This is a genomic window from Marinobacter sp., assembly GCF_046484525.1.
Classification (GTDB): domain Bacteria; phylum Pseudomonadota; class Gammaproteobacteria; order Pseudomonadales; family Oleiphilaceae; genus Marinobacter.
This window is the reverse complement of sequence record NZ_JAWOIS010000054.1, coordinates 14,937-26,968: the sequence shown is the minus strand read 5'-3', so window position 1 is coordinate 26,968 and position 12,032 is coordinate 14,937. Positions and strand designations below refer to the sequence as shown.

Sequence of the window (12,032 nt, the reverse complement as noted above, 5' to 3'; positions counted from 1 at the left end):
CAGAACCTTATTTCCACTTACGGTGATAGGCGCCCAGGGTGGTCAGGCCACCCTCGGACAGTCCGGAGAGAGTGTTGCGCCAGTCATTCTCTACGGTGAACATACCCGGTGTTTTTTCCAGGTTGTCCAGTGCCTGGCGCCAGGTGCGGGCCACATCGGCAATGTAGGCCGGGCTGCGTTGACGGCCCTCGATCTTGACAGCGCTGATGCCCAGTTCCTGCAGCTCCGGCAGCAGGTCCAGCGTGTTCAGACTGACCGGCTCCTCGATGGCGTGATAGACGCTGCCTTCCACCTCGAACCGGCCCTTGCAGAGAGTCGGGTAACCGGCGGATTCGCCCTGGCCATAGCGGTCAATCAGCACATCGTTCAATCGCGACTCCAGCCCCTGAGGCGTTTCCTGCCAACGCACGGCCTTGGCAGGTGAACAGGCACCACGGGTGTTCGGAGATTCGTCAGTGAGGTAGGACGACAGGTAACAGCGCCCCTCGGCCATGATGCACAGGCTGCCGAAGGCGAACACTTCCAGTTCAACCGGGCTGTGCTTGGCCACACCACGCACCTGATCCAGGGACAGCACCCGGGGCAACACCGCCCGGCGGATATCGAAGTTGTCCTTGTAGAAGGACAGGGCTTCGTAACTGGTGGCCGAGCCCTGCACCGACAGGTGCCGGGGGATGTCCGGGTAACGGCTTGCGGCGTAATCGAGCAGGCCCATGTCGGCGAGGATGATGGCATCCACCCCCAGGCCCGCCGCGCGGTCGACCGCAGCCTTCCACTGTTCCCAGCCATCCGGTTGTGGGTAGGTATTGATAGCGCAGAATACGCGGCGGCCTCTGGAGTGGGCGTAGTCAATGCCCTCGGCGGCGCGTTTGTCGTTGAAATTCAGACCCGCGAACTGGCGGGCGTTGGTGCTGTCTCGGAAGCCGATATAGACCGCGTCGGCACCATTATCCACGGCGGTTTTCAGGGCTGGCAGACTGCCGGCCGGGCATACGAGTTCCATGCTACTCTCCGCAAAAAAGTATATTGCCGAGAGTAGCTCTGTACCCGCCGCCCCACCTTGACGTTTATCAGCGCGCTGACCTGCATCAAGTCGCCCTGCTGGCTACCACCCCAGTGCCCCATAACTCATCGAGGTGCAGATTGACGCTTGTCAGTGCATTTACCCGGATGCAACAGGAAAATGGACGATTTATTATCAAATGGCAGGAGCATCCCGGTTGGAACCACAAGAAACTCCGGTCACGGCTCTATGGCAGGGTCGCCGTTATTATCCGATTAGCCAGTACTTCCGTCAGCGATTCGGCAAACGTATCGCCAAGGTCTCTGTCAGTGTGGCCGACCAGTGTCCCAACCGCCGACCCGATACCCGCCTGGAACAGTGCATTTTCTGCGATGAGTGGGCATCGGCTGCCTACCCCCGGGAAGCACACCGCGAACTGGTCGAGCAGATCAACCACAACAAGACCCTGGTAAGCCGGCGCTACAAGGAATGTGACTATCTGGTGTACTTTCAGGCTTACACAAACACACTGGACCGGATTGAAGACCTCGAGGCTCGCTACCGCACTGCCCTGGCCCAGCCAGGTGTGAGGGGGCTGGTGATTGGCACCCGGCCAGACTGCCTACCCCAGCGCGTCATAAACTTGTTAGGCGAGCTCGCCCGGGAACACTACATCATGGTAGAGCTGGGCCTGCAAAGCTTTAACGACAACCACCTGAATTATCTGAAGCGGGGCCATACCCGGGCCCAGAATATTGCCGGCATCCACAAACTTGCAGAAGCTACCCGGGCCGACATCGGTGTTCACCTGATTTTCGGGCTGCCCGGAGAAACGTCGGAAGGGCTGATTGAAACCGCACAGCTGATCAATGAACTACCGGTGGATAACGTGAAACTTCACAACCTGCACGTTCTTGAAAATACCGAGCTGGCGGTGTTTTACCGGAACGGTGAGTTTCAGCCGGACTCACTGGAAACTTATGCAGATAAAGTGATTCTGTTTCTTCGCCACCTGTCACCGGAGATCTCGATTCAGCGGCTGGCCGGGCTGGCGAGCCGCTGGGACGAACTGGTGGCGCCCGCCTGGACTGCACAGAAAATGCAGCCCATCGAGTTTATAGAACGCAGAATGAAGGCCCAGGGCACCTGCCAGGGAGACCTCAGATAATCCGCGAAAACCGCTGGCTCGCCCCTTCCTTCCGATACAGATCAAAGATCTGGCAGATGGCGCGGATCAGCAGCCGACCGGCGGGCTGGACCTGGAGCAACTGACCCTCGTCGGCCACCAGTTCATCCTTGATCATGGGACGCAGGCGGTTGAGTTCATCGGCGAAGTAGCGGTCGAAGTCCTTGCCCCAGGCGTCGGCAAACTGCTGGCGATCCAGACGGAACTGGCAGATCAGCTGACCGATGACCCAGCGGCGGATGCGGTCGTCCCGGCTCAGGCTCACACCACGGACCGTGGCCAGCTGGCCGGCATCGATGGCCGCCTCCCAGGCCGGCAGGTCGTGATTGTTCTGGAAATAGGCATCGTTGGTCTGACCAATGGCGGATACACCGAGTGATACCAGGTCGCAGTCCGAGTGGGTGGTGTAACCCTGGAAATTCCGGTGCAGGCGCCCTTCCCGCTGGGCCGCGGCCAGGCTGTCGTCCGGCTTGGCGAAGTGGTCCATGCCGATGTACTCGTAACCGGCCTCCAGCAGGCGGTTGATGGTGTTGTGCAGGATGGTCAGCTTCTGCTGCGGGCTTGGCAAAGTCTCGGCCCGGATCCGGGTCTGCGGATAGAACCGGTCCGGCAGGTGCGCGTAGCTGAACACCGACAGGCGGTCCGGAGACATCTCGATGACCGCTTCCAGGGTCTCGGCGAAACTCTCCGGAGTCTGGTGCGGCAGACCGTAGATCAGGTCCAGATTGATGGAGCGGAAGCCGATCCTGCGAGCCTCGTTCAGCACCGCCTCGGTCATGTCCCGGGGCTGGATGCGGTTGACCGCTTTCTGCACCTCGGGATTCACATCCTGAACGCCCAGACTGATGCGATTGAAGCCCAGATCCCATAGGGTTGGCAGGGTGTCCTGGTCGACTTCCCGGGGGTCGATCTCCACGCTGTAGTCCCGGTCGTCGCCGGTCTGCAGGTTGAACAGCTCACCATACCCTGCCATCAGGTGCTGCATCACATCCTTCGGAAGGAAGGTGGGCGTACCTCCGCCCCAGTGCAGCTGCTGGACCGGGCGGTCGGCTCCGAACAGTTTCGACTGGATTGCCGCTTCCTTGAGCACCCGTTCCACGTAAGGCATGGCCTTGTCACGCTTCTTGGTGATCACCTTGTTGCAGGCGCAGTAGTAGCAAAGATGCGCGCAGAATGGCAGGTGGGTGTACAGCGAGATCGGGCCACCCGCGGCCTTGCTTCGACCGGCCGCCTTGACCATGTCCTCTACCCGGTAGTTCGGGGTGAATTCCACCGCCGTCGGGTAAGAGGTGTAGCGGGGTCCGCTGAGGTCGTAACGCCGGATCAGGGCGTCGTCCCAGATGAAGGCGGGGAGGTCGTTCTTGGTCGCGGTGGCGGTGTTGGAAGCCATAGGTAACTCGGGTTGGTCGGTGAAGTCGGGAGTCAAAGTCCAAGTCGGGGTCAGATGAAGGCTTTCATCAGACCCCACGTTCGCGTCAGAGTTCGGGGACTACTCCGGGGTCGGAAGAAAGCCTTCTTCTGACCCCCTCTTTATGAACATTATCGCCGACTCCGGCCCTGAAGGGTTTGATTCGGGTCAGCTGATCATGACTTTCAGTCTAGCATCCCCAGCGCTGAACCACCCTTGCGCCCTTGGCGTATTCTGGCTACCTCTTTGGTGTAACCCGCAACTGCCGGAGACCGTATATGGCCAACGTCATTCTCATTCTGGGCGATCAGCTCTCCCCAACCCTCAGCGCCCTCGACGGAGCCGATCGCCATGAGGATCTGGTTGTCATGGCGGAAGTGCACGACGAGGCCAGCTATACCAACCACCACAAGAAAAAACTGGTGCTGCTGTTCAGTGCCATGCGCCATTTTGCCGACCGTCTCCGGGAAGATGGCTGGCAGGTGCATTACCTGCGCTACCATCCAGACAATCCGCACCAGAGCCTGGAGGCGGTGGTGGCGGATCAGGTTCAGCAGTTGAACGCGGACAAGGTGATCACCACCGAGTGCGGCGAGTGGCGCCTCCATGAACAAATCAGCCAGTGGCATGAGCGCCTCGATGTGCCGGTGGAGATCCGGCCGGACACCCGGTTTATTGCCAGCAAGGACGAATTCGCCAATTGGGCAAAGGGCCGGAAACAGCTTCGAATGGAGTTCTTCTACCGGGAAATGCGCAAAAAAACCGGATTATTGATGACACCCGATGGAGAACCCGAAGGCGGCCAGTGGAACTTCGATGCCGACAATCGCAAGAAGTGGACCGGCAAGCCGGCGGCGCCCGCCCCCTTCAGGATCGAGCCTGACGGGATCACCCGGGACGTCATCGCTCTGGTCGAGGAGCACTTTTCCGACCATTTCGGCACCACGGAGGACTTCCATTTCGCCGTTACTTCACAGGATGCACAAGCGGCCCTGGAATACTTTATCGATTTCGGCCTCCCCTGCTTCGGTGACTTCCAGGACGCCATTTCAGATTCCGAGGACTGGCTGTTTCACTCCATCCTGTCGCCCTACATGAACTGCGGGCTGCTGGACTCACTGGCCGTTTGCGAAGCCGCGGCCCAGGTCTGGTATTCGGGGCGGGCGCCGATCAATGCTGTGGAGGGATTCATCCGACAGATTCTTGGCTGGCGGGAATTTGTGCGAGGCATCTACTGGCTGAACATGCCTGAGTATGCGCAGGAAAATCGACTGGGCAACACCCGTCCCCTGCCCTGGTTCTACTGGACTGGCGAAACAAAGATGCGCTGCATGCACAAGGCCATCGACGCCACCCGGCGCAACGCCTACGCCCATCACATCCAGCGACTGATGGTCACCGGCAACTTTGCCCTGCTGGCCAGCATCAGGCCCGAGGAGATATGCGACTGGTACCTGGCAGTGTACGCCGATGCCTACGACTGGGTGGAACTGCCCAATGTGCTGGGCATGGTGATGCACGCCGACGGCGGCTATCTGGGGTCAAAGCCCTATGCCGCCAGCGGCAAGTACATCCAGCGCGTGTCCGACCACTGCGCCAACTGCCATTACAAGGTGAACAAGGCCACGGAAGAGGATGCCTGCCCGTTCAATGCCCTGTATTGGTACTTCATCGACCGGCACCGGGCTGACTTCGCCAACAATCCGCGCATGGGCATGATGTACCGTAACTGGGACAAACAGAATCCGGAAAAACGGGAGGCGCTGCTCCAGCGCGCCGAACATCTGTTAGCGCACCTGGAGCAACTTTAAGCTCCGAGATGGAGCCTCAGTTGGGTACGATCCGCTTCTCCGTTTCCGGATCGAAGAACACCACTTTTTTCATATCAAACATCAATTCCGCGGTCTCGCCCCACTCCACGGGGTGCTCCGGATCGATCCGGCAGTGCACATTGGTGTCGTTGAGCTGGATCAGGGCGATCACGTCCGGGCCGGTGGGCTCGGTCACCTCGATGGTGAACTCGCCCTTGGTGACCAACGTCTGATCGTTCTTCTGATCCTGGGGCTGGGTGATGTGCTCCGGGCGGATGCCCAGAATAATCTTGCGTCCTACCCGGTCAACCAGGTAATCGGGGACTGGCAGCTTGATGGCGCTACCGTTATTGCCCCGCACTTCGACCTGCAATCCGTGTTCGCCCTGCTCCACGGAAACCGGCACAAAGCTCATGGCCGGTGACCCCATGAATCCTGCCACAAACAGGTTGGCCGGGGTGTTATAGACTTCCCTGGGCGTACCCAACTGCTGCAACTCGCCGTCTTTGAGCACGGCAATCCGGTCCGCCAGGGTCATGGCTTCGATCTGGTCGTGAGTCACATACACGATGGTGGTTTTCAGGCGCTGGTGCAGTTTCTTGATCTCGGTACGCATTTCCACCCGCAGCTTGGCGTCCAGGTTGGACAGCGGCTCGTCGAACAGGTAAATGCGCGGTCGGCGGGCCAGGGCCCGGCCCATTGCCACCCGCTGCTGCTGACCGCCGGACAGGTTCGCCGGCTTCTTGTTCAGCAGCTGGGAAATCTGCAGCAGGTCCGCCACCCGCTCCACTTCCTGGTCAACCTCACGCTTCGGCAGACCACGGATTTTCAGGCCGAAGGCGATGTTCTCGCGCACGGACATGGTCGGGTACAAAGCGTAGGACTGGAACACCATGGCAATATCCCGGTCTTTCGGCTCCATGGTGGATATGTCCTTGCCGTTCAGGACAATCGAGCCGTCGGTGATGGTTTCCAGACCGGCAATGGTGTTCATCAAGGTGGATTTGCCACAGCCGGACGGGCCCACAAGTATCAGGAATTCACCGGAAGCGATGTCAATGTCGATGCCCTTGAGGGTTTCCTCGGCAACACCCGGATAGGTTTTGCGGATACTCCGAAGTTCCAGTTGAGACATTGTTGTTATCCTCTCAGGTCAACCTTTGATAGATCCGGCGGTCAGACCCCGGATGAAGTATTTGCCGGCCACGATGTAGACCACCAGTGTCGGCAGTGCAGCGATCATGGCCGCCGCCATATCCACGTTGTATTCCTTCACCCCGGTGCTGGTATTCACCAGGTTGTTCAGCGCCACCGTAATCGGCTGACTGTCACCACTGGCGAACACGACGCCGAACAGGAAGTCGTTCCAGATCTGGGTGAACTGCCAGATCAGCGACACCATGAAAATGGGCGTGGACATGGGCAGCAGAATGCGGGAGAAAATGGTGAAGAAGCCGGCACCGTCCAGCCGGGCTGCCTTGATCAGCGCATCCGGAATGGCCACGTAATAGTTCCGGAAGAACAGCGTGGTGAATGCCACCCCGTAGATCACATGCACCAGCACCAGGCCGGTGGTGGTGTTGGCCAGGCCCAGTTGGCCCAGGGTGGCCGCCATCGGCAGCAGCACCACCTGGAAGGGCACGAAGCAGCCGAACAGCAACATACCGAAGAACAGGTCGGAACCCCTGAACTTCCACTTGGACAGCACGTAGCCGTTGAATGCGCCCAACAGGGTGGAGATCAGCACCGCCGGTACGGTCATCTTGAACGAGTTCCAAAAATACCCGCTGATGCCATTGCATTCCACGCCGGTGCAGGCCTCGGACCAGGCCTTGGTCCAGCCCATGGTGGTCCAGTCGGTGGGCAGGGCCATCAGGTTGCCGGTGCGGATGTCCATGGGCGTCTTGAAGCTGGTCACCAGCATGATGAACAGCGGGATCAGATACACCAGCGCAGCCAGGAGCAACACTCCGTAGATGGCCACGCGGCTGGGACGGAAACCGGTACGAACCACATCAGTCATGGCGCTTCTCCCTCAGTTCCGAGTACAGGTAGGGCACGATCAGGGCCAGGATGGCGCCCAGCATCAGTATGGCACTGGCTGACCCCAGACCCATCTGCCCACGTGTGAAGGTGTGGGCGTACATGAATACTGCGGGCAGATCCGTTGAGTAGCCCGGACCACCAGCGGTCATGGCCATGACCAGATCAAAGCTCTTGATAGCGATATGGGCCAGAACCATCACCGCACTGAAAAACACCGGGCGCAGGGAGGGCAGGATGATCTTCCAGTAGATCAGCGGCAGGCTGGCGCCATCGACCCGGGCAGCCCGGATGATCGAGGAATCCACGCCCCGGAGGCCCGCCAGGAACAGCGCCATGACGAACCCGGAGGCCTGCCAGACCGCTGCCATGACAATGGTGTAGATGGCCATGTCGGAGCTGACCAGCCAGTCAAAGCTGAACGAGGTCCAGCCCCAGTCGTGCATCAGCTTCTCCAGGCCGAGACTGGGGTTCAGGATCCACTTCCAGACGGTGCCGGTGACGATCATGGACAGCGCCATGGGATAGAGGTAGATGGTGCGGATGGCGCCTTCCTGACGAATCTTCTGGTCCAGGAAAATGGCCAGCACCACGCCGATCAGCAGGCAGCTGAGAATGAACAGGCCGCCGAAGACACCCAGGTTGACCGAAGCCGTCAGCCATCGGTCATTGGTCATCAGCTTGGCGTACTGATCGAACCCGACGAAGTCATAGACCGGCAGGAAGCTGGAACTGGTGAAGGACAGCACACCGGTCCAGAGCATGTAGCCGTAGATACCGATGCCGACCAGAACAAAGGTGGGGGCCACGACCAGTTTCGGTAACCAGCGCTGCAGCCGGCCCAGCAGGCGCGAGGGTACCCCGGCCTCCCGGGCGGGGTGACGTTGAATGTGTTCCATGAGAGTTCTCCCGAGAGGATCGGGGGCCACCTGAGGGGGTGGCCCCCTACCAGATCAGAGTGCCGCCTGGATGGCAGCCGCCAACTGGTCGGTGGCCCGGACCGGATCCTTGTCGTCGGAATTCACGAAGTTGGTAACAACATCAAAGATCTGGCCCTGGACATAGCTGGTGGTGGCCAGGCCGTGGGCGAAGCTGGGCACCAGGCCGCCTTGGTCAGCACTGCTTTTGAAGGTGTCCATGGAGGCCCGTGCGCAGGCATCAAAACCGGACATATCCATATCGGTACGGACCGGGATCGAGCCTTTCGCCTCGTTGAACACGGTCTGGAACTCCGGCTCCAGGATGGTCCGGGCCAGATCCTTCTGGGCTTCGGTGTTTTCCTCATCGCTCAGGCTGAACATGGCAAAGGAGTCCACGTTGAAGGTGAACTCACCGGTAGTGCCCGGAGCCGGCGCGCAGATGTAGTCCTCACCCGGCGTCAGGCCGGCGGCAGTAAACTCGCCCTTCGCCCAGTCACCCATGATCTGCATGGCGGCTTCGCCCCGGATCACCATACCGGTGGCGGTGTTCCAATCACGGCCCGCAGCATTGTCGTCCACGTAGCTCATCACCTTGGCAAACTCCGTGAAGACCTCTTCCATCAGGGCGCTGTTGATCACGTCCATGTCATGCTCGACGAAGGCCTTGGCGTAATCCTCGGGACCCATGACAGCAAGGGCCACGGCCTCGAATACGGTGGCATCCTGCCAGGGCTGGCCGCCATGGGCCAGAGGAATCACACCGGCCGCCTCCAGTTTTTCGGCGACCTGATAAAACTCATCCAGACTCTCGGGGACCGACACGCCGGCGTCTTCCAGAACGTCCGGGTTGGCCCAGAGCCAGTTGACCCGGTGCACGTTCACTGGAACCGCCACGTACTCGCCCTCATATTTCATAACGTCGGCGATCACCGGCGGGACCAACTGGTTCCAGTCATTGGCCTCGGCCACACCGTCCAGGCTGGTCAGGAAGCCAAGCTTGGCCCACTCGCGGATATCCAGCCCCTTGATCTGGGCCGCCGCAGGCGGATTGCCCGATACAGCACGGGTCTTGAGCACGGTCATGGCCGCCTCACCGCCGCCACCGGCCACGGCAAAGTCTTTCCAGGTATGGCCCTGTTCTTCCATCATTTCTTTGAGGGCGGCTGCCGCACGGGCCTCGCCACCGGCGGTCCACCAATGCAGGACTTCCACTTCACCAGCCTGAACGGCGTGAGCCGGCAGAAGGGCAGCTGAGATCGCAACTGCTGAAAGAGATTTCTTGAACCTATTCATTTTGACTCCTTGTTTTTGTTGTCTTCACAGTGCTGGAGTCTATGGCAGGAAACCGAGACGATAAGTATCAAACTGAAAGATTGATGTAACACCTTTGTTACATCGGTCTTTCAATGCCGGGGCAGCGACAGAGTAACGTGCAGGCCACCTTCGTCGCGATTGGCAATGGCAAGCTCTCCACCATGGTTCTGGGCAATATTGCGGGCAATCCCCAGCCCGAGTCCGTGCCCCTGACGCTCGCTGGTATGCAACCGGTAGTAAGGTTCGAAAATGCGGGACAACTGATCCTCCGGCACCCCTGGCCCCTCATCCTCCACGTGGATTACCAGCCGGCCGGACTCATCCTCAATGCGGACCCGGGCGACGTGACCGTACTTGACCGCATTGTCCACCAGATTACCCAAGCATCGCTTCAATGCGAGCGGCTTGCCCCGGTAACGTCGGCAGTGCCCCTGAACGGTGACGCGCTGCGAATCCCCCGACTGATAGGCTTCTCCCATACCACGCAACATTCGCTCGACATCCACAGGCTCTGCATTCTCGTGGATATCCGTGTCTTTCATGGACTGAAGCGCATTCTTAATCAGTAGCTCCAGTTCCTGCAGGTCTGCTTCGAGCCGCTGCCGCATCGGCTCGTCCTCGATCAGGTCAACCCGCAGCCTTAATCGGGTAATCGGCGTTTTAAGATCATGGGAAATGGCGCGGAACAGCTGGTCCCGGTCGCTGATGTAGCTCTGCAGACGCCGGCGCATGGTGTTGAAGCTTCGGGTGACGGCAACAATCTCGGCACTGCCCTGCTCTTTCAATGGCTGTGTAGCGTCATCCAGCGGCAGGTCCCGGGCGGCCCTCGCCAGTTTTCGCAGCGGCCGCGTCTGTTGGCGGATCAGCCACGCCAGCACCGGGAACAGGATGCCGCTCATGACCACCACAAACAGGATCTGCTGGCCGGGAATACCTTCCTCCTCCAGGGAGACAAAGGGCGCCGGCAGGGCGGCGGCCAGATACAGCCATTCATCCTGATCCACCTCGATCTGAGTCACCAGCACCGGAGGATTCAGGGGTTCCAGGGTCAGCGCGTAATGGGCCCAGGAACGCGGCAAGGCGTCCAGCGACAACTCGGTATTGAGGATCCGTAAATTGTAGGGATGCACGAAATCCACATGCAAGTTGATTCGGTTACCCAGTCTTTGGCGCAGCACCGAGCGCACTTGTTCCATGACCAGCTGCTTGCGGGCAGTATCCGGCAACGGGGTCATATCAATGCGTTTGCTGTTCAGGGAGACAAAGAAACGGGTTCCACCCATATCGCGCAGCTGATCGAGCACGATGTGACGGTATTCCTGGGGCAGGGAGTTGAAAAACTGCACAGTAGCCGAAGCAGACTGGGCCAGGTTGCGGGTAGTGGCCACCAGGCCCTCCTCCTGTTGGGCCCGATAGGTTGCGACCCAGGCAGCACTGGAGATGACCTGTGCACCGGCCATGGCCAGCAACGTCAGCAGCAACACCCGCCCGAGCAGGGACGGAACCCAACGCCAGAGCACGGAGCCCCACTTGCAGGAACTATTCAGGGCCATGACTTACCGTGGCGGCAAGCAGATACCCCGCGCCCCGCACTGTCTTGATCAGCCTGGGATTACGGCCCTGATCCCCGAGCCTGTGGCGTAGACGGCTGACCGCCACATCCACTATCCGATCCAGGGGCATGGACTCACGACCCCGGGTGACATCGGAAATGGTATCCCGGTCCAGAACCTGATTGGGATGGCTCAGGAACAGCTGCAGTAGTGCAAAATCCGCACCGGAAAGCGCCGTCGACTGGCCGTTCCCGTCAATCAGTTCATGGGCCAGGGTGTCCAGGCGCCAGCGGTCGAACTGGATGAAACGGGGATTTTCGGCCCTGGCGAACCGTGCCCTCCGCAACAGTGCCTTGACCCGGGCCTGTAACTCCCTTGCACTGAATGGTTTAGCCAGGTAGTCATCGGCACCGATCTCAAGCCCCACCACCCGGTCGGTCTCGTCGGAACTGGCAGTCAGCATGATGATCGGCACTTGGGAATGTTCGCGAATCTGCCGGCACAGGGTGAAGCCATCATCACCAGGCAACATGACGTCCAGTACGATTAGGTCGGCCGGTCGCTCATTGAGCAGAACTCGCATCCGGTCACCATCCTCCGCGGTACGTATCTCATAACCTACCCGGGACAGGTGCTCCTGCAGCAACTCCCGGATGGCTGCATCATCATCGACCACCAGGATCGACGCTTTGGAATCAGTCATTACGATCGTTCTTTTTGTTTTTCATGGTTACAGAGCCATCCCGCTAACTCGCAAACAGGGCGTTTGCAATCGCCTGCCGCAGGAACTCTAT

General features: G+C 59.8%; 10 protein-coding genes. 2 read left to right on the top strand and 8 right to left on the bottom strand.

Annotated features, from left to right (window positions below):
- Positions 1-7: 7 nt before the first annotated feature.
- The gene (locus R6W86_RS11850; RefSeq protein WP_410329569.1) at positions 8-1,003 is read right to left on the bottom strand and encodes a peptidase U32 family protein; all 996 of its coding nucleotides are present in this window, start codon (positions 1,001-1,003) and stop codon (positions 8-10) included.
- A 217-nt stretch (positions 1,004-1,220) separates the two neighbouring features.
- On the opposite strand from R6W86_RS11850, the gene R6W86_RS11845 reads away from it, so the two are divergent.
- Positions 1,221-2,171: a TIGR01212 family radical SAM protein gene (locus R6W86_RS11845; protein ID WP_410329568.1), complete on the top strand. Its 951-nt coding sequence runs from the start codon at positions 1,221-1,223 to the stop codon at positions 2,169-2,171.
- Here R6W86_RS11845 and hemN read toward each other — a convergent pair.
- On the bottom strand, positions 2,164-3,579 hold the full coding sequence (gene hemN, locus R6W86_RS11840) for an oxygen-independent coproporphyrinogen III oxidase (RefSeq protein ID WP_410329567.1): 1,416 nt from the start codon (positions 3,577-3,579) through the stop codon (positions 2,164-2,166). The genes R6W86_RS11845 and hemN overlap by 8 nt on opposite strands.
- Before the next feature lie 296 nt (positions 3,580-3,875).
- Between hemN and R6W86_RS11835 the strand changes: the two genes are divergently transcribed.
- Complete coding sequence (locus tag R6W86_RS11835; RefSeq protein WP_410329566.1) at positions 3,876-5,408, top strand: cryptochrome/photolyase family protein; 1,533 nt, start codon at positions 3,876-3,878, stop codon at positions 5,406-5,408.
- A gap of 16 nt (positions 5,409-5,424) precedes the next feature.
- Here the strand turns inward: R6W86_RS11835 and R6W86_RS11830 are convergent, their stop codons facing one another.
- The 6 genes from R6W86_RS11830 to R6W86_RS11805 all read right to left on the bottom strand — a co-directional run bounded on the left by R6W86_RS11830 (position 5,425) and on the right by R6W86_RS11805 (position 11,941).
- Entirely contained in the window at positions 5,425-6,543 is a 1,119-nt protein-coding gene (locus R6W86_RS11830) for an ABC transporter ATP-binding protein (protein ID WP_410329565.1), read from the bottom strand.
- A gap of 18 nt (positions 6,544-6,561) precedes the next feature.
- On the bottom strand, positions 6,562-7,431 hold the full coding sequence (locus tag R6W86_RS11825; RefSeq protein ID WP_410329564.1) for a carbohydrate ABC transporter permease: 870 nt from the start codon (positions 7,429-7,431) through the stop codon (positions 6,562-6,564).
- Entirely contained in the window at positions 7,424-8,350 is a 927-nt protein-coding gene (locus tag R6W86_RS11820) for a carbohydrate ABC transporter permease (RefSeq protein ID WP_410329563.1), read from the bottom strand. The genes R6W86_RS11825 and R6W86_RS11820 overlap by 8 nt, the downstream gene beginning before the upstream one ends.
- 54 nt (positions 8,351-8,404) lie before the next feature.
- The gene (locus R6W86_RS11815; protein ID WP_410329562.1) at positions 8,405-9,664 is read right to left on the bottom strand and encodes an ABC transporter substrate-binding protein; all 1,260 of its coding nucleotides are present in this window, start codon (positions 9,662-9,664) and stop codon (positions 8,405-8,407) included.
- Between the two features lie 110 nt (positions 9,665-9,774).
- Positions 9,775-11,238: an ATP-binding protein gene (locus tag R6W86_RS11810; RefSeq protein WP_410329561.1), complete on the bottom strand. Its 1,464-nt coding sequence runs from the start codon at positions 11,236-11,238 to the stop codon at positions 9,775-9,777.
- Complete coding sequence (locus R6W86_RS11805; protein WP_410329560.1) at positions 11,225-11,941, bottom strand: response regulator; 717 nt, start codon at positions 11,939-11,941, stop codon at positions 11,225-11,227. The genes R6W86_RS11810 and R6W86_RS11805 overlap by 14 nt, the downstream gene beginning before the upstream one ends.
- Positions 11,942-12,032 lie beyond the last annotated feature (91 nt).

Excerpts from the sequence above, each read along its gene's own strand:
- R6W86_RS11805 (WP_410329560.1), bottom strand. The coding sequence starts at position 11,941 with ATGACTGATTCCAAAGCGTCGATCCTGGTGGTCGATGATGATGCAGCC.
- R6W86_RS11815 (WP_410329562.1), bottom strand. The coding sequence starts at position 9,664 with ATGAATAGGTTCAAGAAATCTCTTTCAGCAGTTGCGATCTCAGCTGCC.
- hemN (WP_410329567.1), bottom strand. The coding sequence starts at position 3,579 with ATGGCTTCCAACACCGCCACCGCGACCAAGAACGACCTCCCCGCCTTC.
- R6W86_RS11830 (WP_410329565.1), bottom strand. The coding sequence starts at position 6,543 with ATGTCTCAACTGGAACTTCGGAGTATCCGCAAAACCTATCCGGGTGTT.
- R6W86_RS11850 (WP_410329569.1), bottom strand. The coding sequence starts at position 1,003 with ATGGAACTCGTATGCCCGGCCGGCAGTCTGCCAGCCCTGAAAACCGCC.
- R6W86_RS11825 (WP_410329564.1), bottom strand. The coding sequence starts at position 7,431 with ATGACTGATGTGGTTCGTACCGGTTTCCGTCCCAGCCGCGTGGCCATC.
- R6W86_RS11835 (WP_410329566.1), top strand. The coding sequence starts at position 3,876 with ATGGCCAACGTCATTCTCATTCTGGGCGATCAGCTCTCCCCAACCCTC.
- R6W86_RS11810 (WP_410329561.1), bottom strand. The coding sequence starts at position 11,238 with ATGGCCCTGAATAGTTCCTGCAAGTGGGGCTCCGTGCTCTGGCGTTGG.
- R6W86_RS11820 (WP_410329563.1), bottom strand. The coding sequence starts at position 8,350 with ATGGAACACATTCAACGTCACCCCGCCCGGGAGGCCGGGGTACCCTCG.